Origin of the sequence: Anaerovibrio lipolyticus (genome assembly GCF_021531495.1) — a bacterium.
GTDB lineage: Bacteria > Bacillota > Negativicutes > Selenomonadales > Selenomonadaceae > Anaerovibrio.
Genome location: NZ_JADYTY010000007.1, coordinates 1 through 16,537 on the forward strand (window position 1 = coordinate 1; position 16,537 = coordinate 16,537).

At 42.5% G+C, this 16,537-nt stretch carries 14 protein-coding genes; 7 read left to right on the forward strand and 7 right to left on the reverse strand.

The window, feature by feature from the left end; all coding sequences use genetic code 11:
• Window positions 1-245: 245 nt before the first annotated feature.
• The 3 genes from I6E26_RS04090 (at window position 246) to I6E26_RS04100 (ending at window position 2,080) form a co-directional block, all read left to right on the forward strand.
• Window positions 246-602 (forward strand): hypothetical protein, encoded by a 357-nt coding sequence (locus I6E26_RS04090; protein ID WP_235320569.1) that lies wholly within the window; start codon window positions 246-248, stop codon window positions 600-602.
• Window positions 603-749: 147 nt separating this feature from the next.
• Window positions 750-1,280, forward strand: coding sequence for a hypothetical protein (locus tag I6E26_RS04095; protein ID WP_235320571.1), 531 nt, complete (start codon window positions 750-752; stop codon window positions 1,278-1,280).
• A 122-nt stretch (window positions 1,281-1,402) separates the two neighbouring features.
• The gene (locus I6E26_RS04100) at window positions 1,403-2,080 is read left to right on the forward strand and encodes a DUF4417 domain-containing protein (protein WP_235320572.1); all 678 of its coding nucleotides are present in this window, start codon (window positions 1,403-1,405) and stop codon (window positions 2,078-2,080) included.
• 226 nt (window positions 2,081-2,306) lie between these two features.
• Here the strand turns inward: I6E26_RS04100 and I6E26_RS04105 are convergent, their stop codons facing one another.
• The 6 genes from I6E26_RS04105 to trkA form a co-directional block, all read right to left on the reverse strand.
• Complete coding sequence (locus I6E26_RS04105; RefSeq protein ID WP_235320573.1) at window positions 2,307-3,230, reverse strand: SufB/SufD family protein; 924 nt, start codon at window positions 3,228-3,230, stop codon at window positions 2,307-2,309.
• A gap of 1 nt (window position 3,231) precedes the next feature.
• A complete protein-coding gene (locus I6E26_RS04110; protein ID WP_235320575.1) occupies window positions 3,232-3,975 on the reverse strand; it encodes an ABC transporter ATP-binding protein in 744 nt (247 codons plus the stop codon).
• A 124-nt stretch (window positions 3,976-4,099) separates the two neighbouring features.
• Window positions 4,100-5,386: an adenylosuccinate synthase gene (locus I6E26_RS04115; RefSeq protein ID WP_235320577.1), complete on the reverse strand. Its 1,287-nt coding sequence runs from the start codon at window positions 5,384-5,386 to the stop codon at window positions 4,100-4,102.
• A gap of 126 nt (window positions 5,387-5,512) precedes the next feature.
• A complete protein-coding gene (locus tag I6E26_RS04120) occupies window positions 5,513-6,958 on the reverse strand; it encodes a TrkH family potassium uptake protein (protein ID WP_235320578.1) in 1,446 nt (481 codons plus the stop codon).
• A gap of 9 nt (window positions 6,959-6,967) precedes the next feature.
• The gene (locus tag I6E26_RS04125) at window positions 6,968-8,425 is read right to left on the reverse strand and encodes a TrkH family potassium uptake protein (RefSeq protein WP_235320579.1); all 1,458 of its coding nucleotides are present in this window, start codon (window positions 8,423-8,425) and stop codon (window positions 6,968-6,970) included.
• 8 nt (window positions 8,426-8,433) lie between these two features.
• Window positions 8,434-9,780, reverse strand: a complete 1,347-nt coding sequence (gene trkA, locus I6E26_RS04130; RefSeq protein WP_235320580.1) for a Trk system potassium transporter TrkA — start codon at window positions 9,778-9,780, stop codon at window positions 8,434-8,436.
• Window positions 9,781-9,983: 203 nt separating this feature from the next.
• On the opposite strand from trkA, the gene I6E26_RS04135 reads away from it, so the two are divergent.
• Together I6E26_RS04135 and I6E26_RS04140 are read left to right on the forward strand one after the other, a co-directional pair.
• Entirely contained in the window at window positions 9,984-10,868 is an 885-nt protein-coding gene (locus I6E26_RS04135; RefSeq protein ID WP_235320582.1) for a YitT family protein, read from the forward strand.
• A 245-nt stretch (window positions 10,869-11,113) separates the two neighbouring features.
• Entirely contained in the window at window positions 11,114-12,052 is a 939-nt protein-coding gene (locus I6E26_RS04140) for a sugar-binding transcriptional regulator (RefSeq protein ID WP_235320583.1), read from the forward strand.
• A gap of 318 nt (window positions 12,053-12,370) precedes the next feature.
• Here the strand turns inward: I6E26_RS04140 and I6E26_RS04145 are convergent, their stop codons facing one another.
• Window positions 12,371-13,351: a diaminopimelate dehydrogenase gene (locus I6E26_RS04145; RefSeq protein ID WP_235320584.1), complete on the reverse strand. Its 981-nt coding sequence runs from the start codon at window positions 13,349-13,351 to the stop codon at window positions 12,371-12,373.
• A 268-nt stretch (window positions 13,352-13,619) separates the two neighbouring features.
• Here I6E26_RS04145 and I6E26_RS04150 point away from each other — a divergent pair, with 268 nt between their 5' ends.
• Window positions 13,620-14,759 carry a glycerate kinase family protein gene (locus tag I6E26_RS04150; protein ID WP_235320585.1) on the forward strand — a complete coding sequence of 380 codons (1,140 nt, stop codon included), beginning with the start codon at window positions 13,620-13,622 and terminating at the stop codon, window positions 14,757-14,759.
• Window positions 14,760-15,702: 943 nt separating this feature from the next.
• Entirely contained in the window at window positions 15,703-16,422 is a 720-nt protein-coding gene (locus tag I6E26_RS04155; protein ID WP_235320587.1) for a DUF554 domain-containing protein, read from the forward strand.
• The last annotated feature ends 115 nt before the right edge of the window (window positions 16,423-16,537 follow it).

Here is a 16,537-nt window from a genome sequence, read left to right on the forward strand (position 1 = left end):
AATTGTTTACCCCAGTATGGGGCATAAAATAAATCTGCGCAATTACTTTTTACACAAACTATTTTACACTCCCCAGATTTACAAAGGAGGGTTGCCATGAAGTTAGAGGAAGAGTTTAGTTCGATAAACGATGAGAAGATGCAGCGGATATATGATATTTTGAAAGGAGACGAGTAATTATCATTTGCGCAAAAATGGTTATAGCAGATTTTAGTGAGTTAATTCATCGGATTGCAAGATACATCATGGACATAATTCGCGATGAAGAGAACGAGCAAGGTATTGCTCCAGAAAATCCGTTATATATTCTGGAAAATATACTTCCTGATATTTGTGAAGGTTATGTATTTGAGGTCGTTGATGATAATAAACGAAATCATCAAATGTGTAGACTGAAAAATGGCATTGTTAGGGTGACTAATTCCCTATATTTACAGGCTTTGCGTGATGTAAAAAGTGCTCTGTTCGAGCTTTGGAAAATTCTTGCAGAGGTTGTTGCTCATGTATTATCGGTGAAGTTAAACAAGAAAGACTTAGGCTATGTGCTTGATGGTGTAGCAAAAAATATGATGTCTGTGGTATATAAATCTCAGATTGCATAAGGATACTAAGAGAAAGGATGATTTTATAGAGTAAAAAAGTCTATTTGGGGATGATAATGTATTATATGTTCTAGCATCAACACCTAAAATATGTATGTATTATCATCTCATCATCCTTAAATAAAGAATCAAGGATGGTGATTATAAATGGGTACTACGAGATCTGGTGCGTATATCAATACAAAAGGAAGTGGTAAAAGAGCCAGTGATTTTGCTGTAATACATTCCATCGAAGGTGATTTTACAAAGCAGTTAGTTAAGATAAATGGCAAGAAGGTTACAAGGCTGCGTTTGACTAATGGTGGACACGGACAGCGTGGCACGGAGGAAAAAATAATGTTATTAGACGAAATGAAGCCTGTCTTACAGGAACGAATACGTGTCTCGGAGGAAACACAAGATAATTGGGCATATGGAATAGATCAGTGTTGGAAAAAGGAGTTAGAGCTTCTCAGCAAAAATCCAGCAGATACATTGCATTTTATAAAATATGAATGTACAGATGATGAATTAAGCTGGATAGCGGAAGTATTTGATGAACTGGCAAAAGTGATTACTGATATAAAATTCTGGAGGGAGGTGAGCAAAAGAGCAAATCAAATAACGGATGCAGAATTGCTAGCAAGTGTTAAGGTAGACTTGGAATACGCTGAGGGCAATCTGAAGGAAGAGATATAAAAAAGAGCTGCGATTTCTCGCAGCCCATAGGATGATAATATATTATACATCCTAGCATCAACACCTATAGTATAACATATTATCATCCTGTCTGGAAATAAATTTAGTAAAGGATGATAAACATGAAGCTAATTATTGATGATGGTTTTAGAGCAGATTTGGTGAAGGACGCATTCTTCGAGGGAGCAATGGAAATTCCCATTATAAAAAAGCCTGAAAAAATTGTCATACCAGAGGCTCTAATACCATTTTCCAAACGTAAACGTAGCAATGAGCATAAAGAAGCAATACATTTTTATGAGCATGATAGAGTATTTGCTCCTATAATCATGGATGTGGAGAAGTATTTGGATGAAATAAAAAGATTTCCAGCGGTCATATCTCCAGACTGTTCTCTTTATGTAGACATGCCTCTATGTCTACAAATTGCTAATACTTATATGAACCGAGCTATTGGAGCATATCTACAGTCAAAGGGGATATATGTTATTCCAAATGTTCGTTGGGGAGATGAAAGAAGTTATACAACCTGTGAACTACCAAAGAAATTTGCTTTTTTAGGAATAGAAAAACATAGTATCGTTTCAATAGGCACATATGGCTGCATTCAGGGGAAGGAATATCGCAGATATTTCTATGAAGGACTAAAAGCAATGCTGGAGGAATTAGAACCGAAGGTAGTATTGGTATATGGAGCTATGCCAGATGATATTTTTGAAGAAGTAAAAAAGACGACGGAATTTGTTCAGTACTATGACTGGATTAGTAGTAAAAAATCCCCTAAAGCTGTCTTTTCCTGACCTGCTTTAGGAGATTTGCGTTTTGGGGTATGATATTCCCTTGTCAGCCCAAGGCAGGATGTTACCGGGCCAGAGGTGCACGGTGTTATGAAGGATATTATCGCCACTGTCCAGCCATAAATAACGAAAAAAGGCAACAGATTCTCAAAAAATCTGTTGCCTTTTTTATTGCAGTTAAAGCCGCTACAAAAACAACTTCAACCCTTTTACAAAAACCTTCTTTATTTTACCGCAGGAAGCCGCCGATTATCTGGGCTTCCGCCTCAGCCTCAGTCAATCCCAAAGACATAAGCTTTATCAACTGATCCCCAGCGATTTTGCCAATAGCCGCCTCATGAATCAAAGCTGCATCCACATCCTTGGCATCCAGCTTTGGTATGGCCACTACATGAGCCTTGTCCATAATAATGGCATCACATTCAGCATGACCGCTGCAGGCTGTCTCACCTACAATAGCTGCCTCAAAAACCTGCTCGGAATTATCTCTAGCTACAGAACGGGAAATAACATCGGTGCTGGAACCCTTCCCTTGCAGCTTTACCTCGTAAACACTGGTAGCCACCTGGTCTCCATGAGTCATCAACCGCTCATGGACAATCATGGTTGCCCCCTCAGCCAATTCAGCCTTGGTAATGCGATGGGTAGAATCTACCCCCTTTATCTGTACCATTTCCATATCCACATAGCTATCAGCCTGCTGATAAACCTCGGTTACAGGGTTCAATATCCGCTTACCCTTGCCATCCCCTTCGCCATAATGCTTTTCCACATAGCGCACCTTGGAATTTTTGCCCACATAGAAGCGATGAACACCATCATGCTGGGAATCCTGATTGCCACAATTGTGAATACCGCAACCTGCTACAATAACCACGTCACAATTATCACCTACATAGAAATCATTATAGACGGTTTCCTTAATACCGCTTTCACTAAGAACAACAGGAATATGCACGCTTTCATTCTTGGTGCCATCCTTGATGCGGATATCTATACCGCTTTTGCCGTCGGTTTTGGTGGCAATATCAATATTGGCTGTGGTATTCCGCCCAGCCTTTTCACCATTAACCCGGAAATTATAGGCTCCCTCTGGTACACCGTGCAGGTCAGCCACCTCTGTCAGCATATGCATCTGAATATTGTCTAACATCTTAGAAACCTCCCTTTGGGTCCAGCTTGGAGCAAGCCGCATTAACAGCAGAAGCCGTACCTAATAGCTCTGGCAAAATATCTGCCTTGGCCCCTTGCTTGGCCACCTTGCCATTTTCAATAACCACGATTTCATCAGCAATATTCAGGATTCTTTCCTGATGGGAAATAATCAAAACTGTCCCCTGTACAGTCTTGCGAATATTTTCAAATACCTGAATTAGATTCTGAAAGCTCCAAATATCAATACCAGCCTCTGGCTCATCAAAAATAGAGAACTTGGTGCCTCTAGCCAGCACAGTAGCAATCTCAATGCGCTTCAACTCACCGCCAGACAAAGAATTATTTACCTCACGGTTAATATACTCCTTGGCGCACAGACCAACCTTGGACAGATATTCACATGCACTGTCCTTGGAAATATTCTTACCAGTAGCCAAACGCAAAAGGTCAATAACCTTAATGCCCTTAAAATGCACTGGCTGCTGAAAAGCAAAACTGATTCCCAGCTTGGCACGTTCCGTAATATTCTTTGCTGTAATATCTTCTCCATCAAAAAGCAGACGACCAGAGCTAATATGGTTAATGCCCATAATTGTCTTGGCCAAAGTAGATTTACCGCCACCATTGGGGCCGGTTATTACTACGAATTTGCCATCTGGAATCACCAAATCCATATGGTCAATAATATTTTTCTCTATGTTATTTTCTGTTACTGTATAAGTAACATTTTGCAGCTCTAACATAAAACTCTCCCCTACACAAATCCTTTAAAAGTCACAAAAAAGGTTTGCCAATCTGCAAGCAGACCAGCAAACCCTCTTTAGCAGGCCTTCAACAATCCCTGCAATATTAATCTATTTAGTTAGATTAGAACAAATCCTTGGCCAAAACGATGGTCTGATCACGATTTGGACCTACAGATACAATACCCAGGTCAATACCAGTAACCTCGGCCATGCGCTCCAAATAGATGCGAGCCTTCTCAGGCAGCTCCTCATAGGTACGGATACCGCTAATATCAGTTTTCCAACCCTCGAAAGTCTCATAAACAGGCTCTACCTCAGCCAATACCTTCAAGGAAGCAGGAATCTCGTTGAGAATCTCACCCTTATACTTATAGGCAACACACATCTTGATTTCATCCATGCAATCCAAAATATCCAGACGAGTAATAGCCATATAATCAATACCAGACAAGAGGCCAGCATAGCGTACAACGCAGGCATCCAACCAGCCAGTACGGCGAGGACGGCCAGTTACAGTACCATATTCATGACCAGCATCACGAATGGTGTCACCAATCTCATTCAGCTGCTCAGTTGGGAATGGGCCTTCACCTACACGGGTGCAATATGCCTTTACTACGCCTACAACCTTGTCAATATCACGAGGCGCTACACCAGCACCAACACCGATACCACCGGAAATAGGATGGGAAGCAGTAACATATGGATAGGTACCATAGTCAATATCCAGCATGGTAGCCTGAGCACCCTCAAAGAGAATCTTGCGATCAGCCTTCAGCTCATCATGCAACAAAGCAATGGTATCACATACATATGGACGGAGACGATCTGCATAGCCCTCATACTCCTTCAGCATGGACTCATAGTCCATAGGCTCCTTGCCATAGAGCTTGACAATCTCCATGTTCTTCAGCTCCAGATTTTCCTTCAGGCGCTTGGCGAACTCTTCCTTGTCAATAAAATCACAGACACGGATACCAATACGGTTATCACGATCTGCATAGCATGGGCCAATACCATTCTTGGTAGTACCAACCTTGTTATCGCCCTTCAGCTCCTCAATGTAGCCATCCATCTCGCAATGATATGGCAGAACCACATGAGCGCGGTTGCTGATACGGATACCGCTGACATCAATACCCTGAGCAATCATGCCGTCCATTTCCTGCAGCATAACCTTTGGGTTAAAGGCAACACCATTGCCTACTACGCACAGGGTTCCCTTGTACAGAATACCAGATGGCATCAAGCGCAGCTTGTATTCTACACCATCAACAGCAACAGTATGGCCAGCATTGCTGCCGCCCTGATAACGGACAACAGTCTCAGCCTTCTGTGCCAAATAATCTACAATCTTACCTTTGCCTTCGTCACCCCACTGGGTGCCTAAAACTACAACAGCTGACATACAGCAGTCTCCCCTCATGTTATCTAAATGAAATCCACCAGCTTGGCAAATTTCTTCATTGTTTGACTCATATAGCATAGCATATCTAAACCGTTAATGTCAATCAAAACAGCCCTGCTATACCTTTCACCAATTACTATTACGCTTCCAGAACCCCGGCTGCAGCATAGCCAAAAAAGTAAATATTTCCAACCTGCCTATGATCATGCAAAGACAGCAAACCAGCTTGGTTACATCCGGCAAATCATAAAAGGTATAAGCCACGCCAAAGGCCACCCCCGCATTGCCCATACAGGACAGTCCCAGCAAAATAGAATCCACCACCGGCAGTCCATCAAAATTAAAGGCACAGGCCGCCAGCAAAGCTATCATCACATACAGAAAGAAGAATCTGGCCACTCTATACACCACTGTGGAAGATTGGCTCTGACTCTCCATCGTAACCCTGGCAATACTATTAGGATGAAGTTTCTCCTGAATAATCGTCCCCACCATTTTCCAAAGAATAATCACACGAGAAACCTTCATACCACCACTGGTAGAACCGCCGCAACCTCCCATCAGCATTAACAGAATAATACAGAACTGAGAAAAAGCTGGCCACTCATCAAAATTATAGGTACTCAAACCAGTAGTAGTCATAATAGAAGAAATTTGAAAGGCCGCTCCCCGCAATGCCTCTCCCGGCTGCCACCCCATAGCATCATAAAGATTCAGAGCCACCAGCAAAGTGATTACACCATAAATAGCCAGATAAACCCTAAACTCCGTATCTCTAATAATATACTTATAACCCTTTTTATAAGCCAAAAAATACAAGCCAAAATTGCCACCGCCGATGAGCATAAAGATAATCAGCACCAGCTCCACAGGCAGGCTGTGAAAATCTGCTGCACTGCCATTAGTGGTAGCAAAACCACCTGTAGCTATAGCTGACATAGCCAGATTCACTGCATCAAAAAGACTTGTGCCGCACAGTAACAGCAAGGTAGTTAGGATAACAGAAAAAAACACATACATAAGCAAAAGGGCATTGGCTGTGGATTTCATTCTAGGCACCACCCGCATCTCTGTAGGCCCTGCCCCTTCTGCATTAAACATTTTGGCGGCGCCGCTGCCTGCCTGGGGAAACATGGCAATATAAATAACTATAATCCCCAAGCCTCCCACCCAATGGGTAATACTGCGCCACAGAATAATACTTCTCGGCACAGCATCTAAATCCTTAATAACAGAAGCTCCCGTACAGGTCAAACCAGATACCCCTTCAAAAATACTGTCAATAGGATTCAAATAATGACCTGCCAAAAAAGGCAGGGAAGCCAGCAAAGGAATAATAAACCAAGCAATGCCTGTAACCGCAATGCCCTCTCGAATGGTCAGGCTATCATGCTCCAGCTCGCCATAATTACTAAGGGCCACACCTACCCCCAGACTTATCAGCATTGTACCGGCAAAATCCATAGCGCAGGCTTCTCCCCAATACAAGGCCATGACAAAGGGGACACCTAGGGACAGGGTAACCGCAAATTGCAGCTGGCTTAGCACATATGCAATAACCTTTAGATTCATTTACCCCACCTACCAATACCTTTCTCTCAATCCTGTCCAAGCTCCATGAGCCAGAAGCAGGAAGGTAAAAATATTTATCTTGCCAATAATCATAAGCAAACTACAATATAGCTTGGCCCAATCCGGCAGTATCCGAACCTCCTGAGCATCAAGATGAAACATCATCATTGGCCCAGAACTGGTAAGACAAGCAATGGTCATATCCATAGTCTGCTGCATATTCAATCCCGTCAAGGACAAAACCAGCAAAGAAAACAGCATACACAGGAAAAACATAAAGAAATACCCCAGAATACGCTCAATAATCTTCTGAGGCACTGTCCGCCCATCAATAACAATATGGACTACCATATTAGGATGCAAAGTACGCTTCATTTCAGCCAAAGAGCTTTTCAACAGCACCTGCAGGCGAAATATTTTGAAACCTCCGGAAATCGAGCCCATGCAGCCACCAATCAATGCAATACACATCAAAAAGAATTTGTCTACATCATCCCAATGATACATATTCTCTGCCATAATACCATTGGTACAGCCAAAGGAAACCACATGAAACAGGGAATTGCTCACCGCATCTGGCAAGCTGTAAAATCCACCCAAATATAGATGCAAGGCTATAATCCCTGTAAAGGCTGCCACCATCAGGCCAAAAAGCCGCATCTCGCTATTTTTCCAAGTGTGGATTACAAACCGCCATTCCTTGAAATCCAAGGCCTGCCAATACATAAAAACATTACAGCCAGCAGCCACGATTCCCAACAGCGCCGTAACCACCACCCAGCCACTAAAGCTAATATCGGCAGCTGGTGTATAACAGCCTCCTGTGGATATGGTCACCAGAGCCATATTAACCCCATCAAAAAATTCCAAGCCACTAAGCATATACAAAAGAAAGCCTAAAACAGTTACTAAAGTATAAATACGCAGAATTTTTACCGAGGTACGGTTTATCCGTCGCAAAGTAATAGGTCCAGTGCGCAAGCTGCCCGGCATAATAAATGTCGTGCCAAAGCAGCCACTGGTGCCAGGCAGTACCGTACTCAACAGCAGCAGGACCATATAGCCTCCCAGCCATTGGGACAGACTGCGCCATAGGATTATCGCATCATCGGCCCTGTAAGGCAAATCCATAACACCTGTAGTGGTAAAACAGGAAATACTATCAAATATACCATTTATCAGGGTTAAATCCCCATCTAAATAATAGGGCAGCCCCCCAAAGATGGACATTATCCACCAACACACAAAGAGAAATCCTGCTCCAGCCAAAACGCTAAGGCTTTCCTCCGGCTCCTGGCCTCGTCCTATCAAAATTACGCCTGCCAGCAGGGCTGCCAAAATAGACGCCGCAAAAGCCCCTACAGTTTGCCACATCCCATGATATAGACTATAGCAAAAAGGTATCAGCTGTAGGCCTCCACAAAGGAGAATTACTCGGCCCATTAACAACAGAACCAGTTTATTCATTCTGTCACTCAATCCTTTTGAAAATATTTCAATACATTTTTCGAATGCTTCATCTGAACAATAATAATAGCTCTATCCCCAGGATTCAGCACCGTATTACCATTTGGCACAAAGGCTTCCTCATTCCGCACATAGCCACATACCAAGCATTCCCTAGGCAAAGCAGCATCCATCAGCTTTTTGCCAGCTACCTTGGCTCCCGGCTGAACCAGAACCTCGATAGCCTCTGCCTTGGCCCCCTCCAACAGGGATACGGAAACAATGCCCCCTCGCCGTACAAAGGCCAACACTTCGCTGGCTGCCAAAAAGCGTGAAGACAACACGATATCCACGCCCACCTTTTCCATTAGGTCAATATAATCATATCTATTTACCATAACTATGGTTTTGGCCGCCCCCAGATGCCGCCCCATCAAGGCCAGCAGCAAATTCAGCTTATCGTCATCCGTCATACAGATCATAATGTCAGCATCGCTGATTCCCTCTGACTGCAGCAAATCAATATTAGTACCATCGCCATGAATAGCCATGCTGTGGCTGGACAGGGTGCCAGCAATCAAGCGGCAGCGTTCCCGGTTCATATCAAATATTTTCACCTGAACCCCTTGCTTGTCTAGAATCCTAGCGGTAAATCTGCCAGCTCGGCCAGCACCAATAATCACCGCCCGACTAATTTTTCGCGCATCACTTCTGACCAGATTCTTGCTAAAGTTAGCAATTGCGCCAGCTTCCCCCACAAAATAAGCATTATCATGAGGCAGCAAGCAATCATCACCATGAGGAATAATCATGCGATGATCTCGGAAAATCATAGCAGCCAAAATGGATTTTGGTATATCCAGATTCTTCAAAGGGGTACCAGCTAAAGGTGAATTGCGCCGCACCTTTGTCTCAAAAAGCCGCACCCTCCCCTCAGCAAAATCCTCCACGTTAAGGGCTGCTGGCACCATGAGAATCCGATTAATCTCCATAGAGGTAATATACTCAGGGTTCAGCATCAGATCAATATCAAAATTAGCCTTGAGATAATCCTTGGCCTCAGACATAAACTGCATATCTCTGATTCTAGCCACAGTATGAGTTATGCCATGCTTCTTGGCCAGAATACAGCACACCATATTTACCTCATCACTGCCTGTAACAGCAATGAGAATATCTGCCCCCTGTACATCAGGATTGTCCATGGTAATAGGGCTGGAACCGTTGGCCGCCATAGTCAAAACATCCAGATTCTCCTTAATGTTCTCCAGCTGCCCTTCCTCTTTGTCGATTACGACAATATCGTATTCCTCCTGAGAGAGCAGCTCTGCTATGCTATAGCCCAGCTTGCCGGCACCGATAATTATTACCCGCATTATATTCACTCCATCTTCTCTGCATTACATACATTTCGCCTAAATTATCTTTATATATATTACACTTTTTAAGCAGGAAAAGCTATAGGCAAAAAAATTCTCAAAACATAGCAATACTGTATACATTCTATATCACTGGACAATAGCAAGGTTTTTCTTCTATAATAATTAGGAAGAAACTTTTTGGCCAAAGGTGGTATAGTATGAAAAATAACAACAAAGTATCTCTTCTGCGCCGGCGCAAAACCGCTATGGACTGGATAAAAAAATATCTGGTTCTGATTATCGGTTCTCTGATTTACAGTGCTGGTCTGGAGATATTTTTGGTTCCCAACAACATTATTGATGGTGGCATAGTAGGTATTTCCATTATGGCCAGCTATTTGACAGGCATTCCCTTTGGTGTCTACATGCTGGTCCTGAATCTGCCATTTCTTTATCTTGGGTACAAGCAGATTGGCAAAACCTTTGCCATTTCTACTATAATATCTATCATAGCCCTTTCTATCTTTTCTGAATTTTTGGAGCCTGTGCCCCAAATCACTCAAGACTACTTCCTAGCAGCCATCTTCGGCGGCATTATTGCCGGTGCTGGTGTAGGACTGGTTATCAGGCAGGGTGGCTCTCTGGATGGTACTGAGATTACAGCCATTATCCTAGACCGCAAAACTTCCTTCTCCGTAGGCGAGGTTGTTATGTTCTTCAACCTATTTATCTTAGGTGCTGCCGGCTTCGTTTTTGGCTGGGACAAGGCCATGTATTCCTTGGTAGCCTATTTTATCATTTCCAAAATGATTGATGTGGTATTGAAGGGCTTGGACGAATCCTATGCTGTGATGATTGTCTCTGACGAATATGAGGAGATTGCCGATGCTCTTATGCATCGTCTAGGCCGTGGCGTAACCTATCTTCACGGACAGGGGGCATATACAGGAGACGACAAGCAGGTTCTCTACTGCGTAGTTACCAGATTGGAAGTAGTAAAGCTAAAGGAAATTGCCCTAGAAAAGGACGAAACAGCCTTTGTAACCATCAATCCAGTTCACGATATTGTGGGTGGCCGTTTCAAGAAAAAATCTATCCATTAAATACAAAATAGCAATCCTCACCTGAGAATTGCTATTTTTTTAATTGGTTTCTTCTTATTTACATATTTAAAAACCTATGTTAAAATAAAAATGAACTTTCGTTAAAATTTTCTATTATTCTTGCAGTTTCGTTAGCCTTATTAATTTATTTTCACAAATACCTTGACTTTTTTCCTATTTTTCTCTCATAATAAATATGCGAATATTGTCAACGTAAACAATAACGGATTCTAGGGGGACATCATATGTACCGAGATAAAGACAAATTGGCCATCAATGTGGCCAAATTATATTACCGTTCAGATTTTAGCCAACAGAAAATAGCCCAGGAATTGGGCGTATCCAGGCCTTCTATTTCTCGCCTGCTTCAGTATGCCAAGGATAAGGGCTATGTCAACATCCAGATTGTAGATCCTGTAGAGGATATGAGTATTATGGAGCAGCGCCTCAAGGACAAGCTTCATCTCAAGGATGTAAAAATCGCCTCATCTACCATCAATGATGAGGAAGAAATCAAAAAATATATCTCCATTGCTGCTGCCCAGTATCTGGATGGCATTATTAAAGATGGGGATATTATTGGTGTGGGCTGGGGTACGACCCTGTACAATATGTCTCAAGCTTTAATTTCTCGTTCTATAAAGGGATCTCAGGTAGTACAACTGGAGGGTGGCTTAAGCAATTCCGAATGGAACAATTACTCACGGGAGATTTTAGAGAATTTTGCGAATAATTTTAATACTGTAGCCCAGTATCTTCCTTTGCCAGTTATTTTTGATAACAAAGCTACTAAGGAGCAGGTGGACAAGGATAGATATATCAAACGGATACTGGAGCTGGGCCGTCATGCCAATATTGCCCTGTTCAGCGTAGGTACAGTGCGTCCTAATGCCCTGTTCTTCCGCCTTGGCTATACCGACATTCAGGAGCAGGAAAAGATCCAGCGAACTTCCGCAGGTGATATTTGCTCCCGATTCTTTGATGTAGAGGGCAGAGTCTGCAATAGAGATTTGGATGAACGCACAGTAGGCATTACTCTGAGTGAGCTGCGGGACAAGGAATACAGCATTATGATTTCCGGTGGTGAAGGCAAAATCAATGCCATTAAGGCCGCCCTAAGGGGACGTTATGCCAATGTATTAATCACAGACCAGTTTACAGGCAAGGCTCTGCTGGAAGATTAATTAGCAAAGAGCAAAACCGTCTTAGTTATGGTACTAATTCATAGGTATAAATTTACTTATGAAATTTTCCCATAACTAAGGCGTTTTTTTATGCCCAAATATAAATATTGGAAAATTAGCCAGATTTAGGGCCAAATATATGCCTCAAAAAGTGGTTGAAGTTTTCAATTATATTTAAAACCACCTTTGTCCTCCATTTATATCTAATTAATCACACAAAAAAACTGCCCCATAGGCAAAGATAATCAGCAAAATTCAACATAATCCGCTTTTATCTTTATTTTCCCTATGGGACAGTTCTAAGTTTTTATTGCGTTATTACAGCATATGAGCTCTCAGCTCTTCACCGCTTAATGGAGACAGATAGGCTGGGGCAATATCAAATACAGTCTTACAGCCATTAGTACCTTCCTGATGGAGACGATTTACAGCCCGTGCATAGGCCAGAATTACAGAGGAAGTAAATTCTGGATTAGAATCCAGCTTCAAGCTATATTCAATAACATGCTTGTGCTCACCATTAAAGCCTGTTGCACCAGTACGGAATACAAAACCGCCATGAGGAATACCGCTATGGTTAGCCTTAAGCTCCTCCTCACTGATAAAATGTACGGTAGTATCATAGTCAGAGAAATAATTTGGCATATTCTTAATATCTGCTTCAATCTGAGCCAGATCTGCCCCTTCCTCAGCTACCACAAAGCACTCCCGCACATGCTTCTGACGAGTAGTCAGCTCTGGGTTCTCACCGTTTCGTACAGACTTCAGGGCAGCTTCTACAGGAATGGTGTACTGCTTGCCATCCTTAACACCTTTAACCCGGCGAATAGCATCAGAATGTCCCTGGCTAACCCCCTTGCCCCAGAAGGTATAATCATTACCCTGTGGCAAAACGGCATTGGCATAGAGACGATTCAGAGAAAACATACCTGGGTCCCAGCCACAGGAAATCAAAGCAGTATGACCGCTTGCCTGGGCAGCCTTATCTACATTGGCAAAATGCTCTGGAATACGGGCATGAGTGTCAAAACTATCAATTACATTAAAGTATTTAGCCAGCTCTGGAGTCTGTTTTGGCAAATCTGTAGCGCTGCCGCCGCAAAGTACCAATACATCAATCTCATCAGCATGATTAGCAGCCTCAGCAGCAGGATATACCTTAACCCCTTCAGTCTGCAGCTTTACAGTCTCAGGATTGCGGCGGGTAAAAACAGCTACCAGCTCCATATCATCGTTCTGACGTACAGCAGCCTCTACGCCACGGCCCAAATTACCATAACCATAAATACCAATTCTCATAATCTATTCTTCCTTTCACAGCATATACCACCCCTAGATGATATACATATAATGGTATAGTTAGGTGTAAATATATAACGATATTTACATAGATAATAATAACACAAAATTCCCATATTGGGTATATATTTATAGAGTATACAATGTACAGTGAAAATTTTTGTTGCACCTAATGAGGGAATTTTATATGCTGTAATTAACATACTCCCTTCAATTAATACTTGAGGGGATGGATATCGAACAAAATACTCTAAAAAGGAGGTACATTATGAACATCGTTATCGCCATAGATTCCTTCAAGGGCAGTATTTCCTCCATTGAGGCTGGCAATACCGTCAGAGAAGCTATTTTAGCCCGTTATCCCCAGGAGCAGGTACAGGTATTCCCGCTAGCAGATGGTGGTGAGGGCACAGTAGATGCTCTTACTCAGGGACTAGGTGGCTCCATTGTGCCGGTTAAAGTCACAGGACCTTTGGGAAAGCCTGTGAAAAGCCGTTATGGCTATATTCCTGTCTTGGAAGCAGCTGTAATTGAAATGGCTGATGCCTCTGGACTAACCTTAGTACCTGTAGAGAAACGCAATCCTCTTTATACCACCACTTATGGTCTAGGAGAACTTATACTGACGGCCATTGACAATGGCTGTCGACACTTTATTATTGGCATTGGAGGCAGTGCCACCAATGATGCAGGGTTAGGTATGCTTACTGCTTTAGGCTATAAATTTTATCAGGAAGATGGTAGCCCCTGCGATGTATATGGCAAAAATCTTCAGGATGTTGTCCGTATTGACACCACCTCCTGCCATCCACTACTAAAGGAATGCCAATTTGAAATCGCCTGTGATGTTACCAATCCTCTCTGTGGCCCCCAGGGTTGCTCGGCTATCTACGGCCCTCAAAAAGGTGCTACTCCAGAAATTATCCAGAGAATGGACAAGGATATTGCCGCTTTTGCTGATTTAGCCGAAAAGGCTACAGGCATAAAAGGAGACAAACTTCCCGGTGCAGGAGCTGCTGGTGGCCTTGGTTTTGCCTTTTACACCTTCCTCCAAGGTACATTAACTCCTGGCATTGAACTGGTACTAAAATCCATCAAAATTAAACAGGCATTGGAAACAGCTGATATTTTGATTACCGGTGAAGGACGCATGGATGGACAGACAGCCATGGGAAAAGCACCTGTAGGCATTGCGCAGTTAGCCAAGAAAGCAAATCCTCAATGTCGTACTATTGGCCTCTGTGGCTGTGCCACCCATGATGCAGAGCCTGTTAATAAACATGGCATTGATGCCTATTTCCCTATCCTTCATGCCCCCATGTCTGTTGAGGAAGCTATGGAAGCCCATATCACTAAGCAAAATCTCACTCAAACTATCCAGCAGATTATGAATTTGCTACATTGGTAATTTCTGATTTGCCGAATTGCCTATCTACTCAAATATTGTAACTGAAAGTCCTTATGTCAGTGGATTCTCGAAATACAGCCTGCGGTCATAACGACTTTTGCTCTGTCCGACTTAATGGCCCTACCTGAGGGTTTATCCTTACGCACAAATACCGCTTGTCGCTGAGCCAATTCACAGAGGCCGTAATGATAGAGAGTGCCACCGGGCCACTTTTGCTACGCAAAAGCAAGAGTCTCCCGACGCAAAAGTGTCATGCCCCTCCGGCTGTTGTCGAATCATCGTGATTTTTCGATTATATCTACATAACCACAGCCGAGATAGTCTGAACTAAATATCGCTCGTCGCGGAATAAAGTGACACAGCGGTCTCTTTATTCCGGGCAATATGTCGCTGGCATATTGCCCGCTCCTAGCTAAGCCTAGCGGATGCTAAATTCCTTCTGCGCCTTACGGCTTGAACTCATTAAGCACCGAGGCTTAGCAAGGGTTTTCTTAGGGTACTATCATCTGCTGTTCCATTTCAGTAAATACGTCAAAATTACGAATAGTGCCAAAGCAGAAAGACGCAATGAATACACAAAATAGAAGGCATGACATATACCCTTAACAGGTATATCGATGTGCCTCGCTTCTTAACGAATTTAAGCCATGAAAAGATGAACATCGTGAAGCTTTTCATGCGATTAAATGAGTTTAGCAGCGTGAGGCACATCAATATAGCGCGAGCGTGCCTGTAAGGATATATGCCATGCCTACGAGAAGTGTATAGATAATTGATGTATTTGGCAAATCAGAATTTGTAGAGCTAAATTGGATATTTACTATCTCAGCTGTGGCTGTAGAGGATAGTAAAAGCAGAGTGAATATTCTAACTGAAAGGTATGGGTTTTTTGACATAATTTCCTCCTTTTTCTATAATAATTAATGGAAAAGGGGGAGAATACATGGTTGGACTTGGTACTTTAGTTAATGTCGTGGGAATTGTTATAGGTGGTATAATAGGCTGTTTTTGTGGAAAATTATTAAATGAAAAGCAACAGGAATCCATGAATAAGGTATGTGGCCTATGTGTCATATTTATTTCTATAGCAGGTGCGATGGAGGGGATGCTTTCTATTGCAAATAACGATATAGTAAGCGGTAAAGCAATGTTTATAACATTAAGCATGGCATTTGGAACATTGCTTGGAGAAATAATAGATATAGAGGCACTGATTGAAAGATTTGGAGAATGGCTGAAAACATACAGTGGAAGCTCAGAGGACGGTAATTTTGCAGAAGCATTTGCCAATGCTTCATTTACTGTGTGTATAGGAGCTATGGCTATAGTAGGGGCAATTCAAGATGGTTTGACGGGGAATCCTATGATGCTTTGGGTAAAAACTATTCTTGATTTTGTTATTATTGCGGTAATGACATCAAGTATGGGAAAGGGGTGTATTTTTTCTGCAATACCAGTGTTATTGCTGGAAGGCTCTATAACATTATTGGCTAACTCCATTTCAGCATTTATGACCAGTTCCATGCTAGATGCAATATCCCTAGTAGGTTCGCTTCTAATTTTTTGCGTAGGTGTTAATCTTGTTTGGGGCAAGATGTTTAGGGTTGCTAATATGCTTCCTGCAATTGTTTTGGCAACGATAATAATCCCTTTTGTAAAATGATAAAGCCTATCAGAGACACCAGCTGTTTTCAAGGGAAGATAGCTGGTGTTTTTTGTGACATTATTTTGGGTAGATGATATAATATTGTTATTATTGATTGTGACGAGGTGGTAGT

Bases quoted from the DNA above. Each gene is read 5' to 3' on its own strand.
- I6E26_RS04090 (WP_235320569.1), top strand. From the start codon at position 246: ATGGACATAATTCGCGATGAAGAGAACGAGCAAGGTATTGCTCCAGAA.
- I6E26_RS04100 (WP_235320572.1), top strand. From the start codon at position 1,403: ATGAAGCTAATTATTGATGATGGTTTTAGAGCAGATTTGGTGAAGGAC.
- I6E26_RS04155 (WP_235320587.1), top strand. From the start codon at position 15,703: ATGGTTGGACTTGGTACTTTAGTTAATGTCGTGGGAATTGTTATAGGT.
- I6E26_RS04110 (WP_235320575.1), bottom strand. From the start codon at position 3,975: ATGTTAGAGCTGCAAAATGTTACTTATACAGTAACAGAAAATAACATA.
- trkA (WP_235320580.1), bottom strand. From the start codon at position 9,780: ATGCGGGTAATAATTATCGGTGCCGGCAAGCTGGGCTATAGCATAGCA.
- I6E26_RS04125 (WP_235320579.1), bottom strand. From the start codon at position 8,425: ATGAATAAACTGGTTCTGTTGTTAATGGGCCGAGTAATTCTCCTTTGT.
- I6E26_RS04135 (WP_235320582.1), top strand. From the start codon at position 9,984: ATGAAAAATAACAACAAAGTATCTCTTCTGCGCCGGCGCAAAACCGCT.
- I6E26_RS04115 (WP_235320577.1), bottom strand. From the start codon at position 5,386: ATGTCAGCTGTTGTAGTTTTAGGCACCCAGTGGGGTGACGAAGGCAAA.
- I6E26_RS04120 (WP_235320578.1), bottom strand. From the start codon at position 6,958: ATGAATCTAAAGGTTATTGCATATGTGCTAAGCCAGCTGCAATTTGCG.
- I6E26_RS04105 (WP_235320573.1), bottom strand. From the start codon at position 3,230: ATGTTAGACAATATTCAGATGCATATGCTGACAGAGGTGGCTGACCTG.
- I6E26_RS04095 (WP_235320571.1), top strand. From the start codon at position 750: ATGGGTACTACGAGATCTGGTGCGTATATCAATACAAAAGGAAGTGGT.
- I6E26_RS04145 (WP_235320584.1), bottom strand. From the start codon at position 13,351: ATGAGAATTGGTATTTATGGTTATGGTAATTTGGGCCGTGGCGTAGAG.
- I6E26_RS04140 (WP_235320583.1), top strand. From the start codon at position 11,114: ATGTACCGAGATAAAGACAAATTGGCCATCAATGTGGCCAAATTATAT.
- I6E26_RS04150 (WP_235320585.1), top strand. From the start codon at position 13,620: ATGAACATCGTTATCGCCATAGATTCCTTCAAGGGCAGTATTTCCTCC.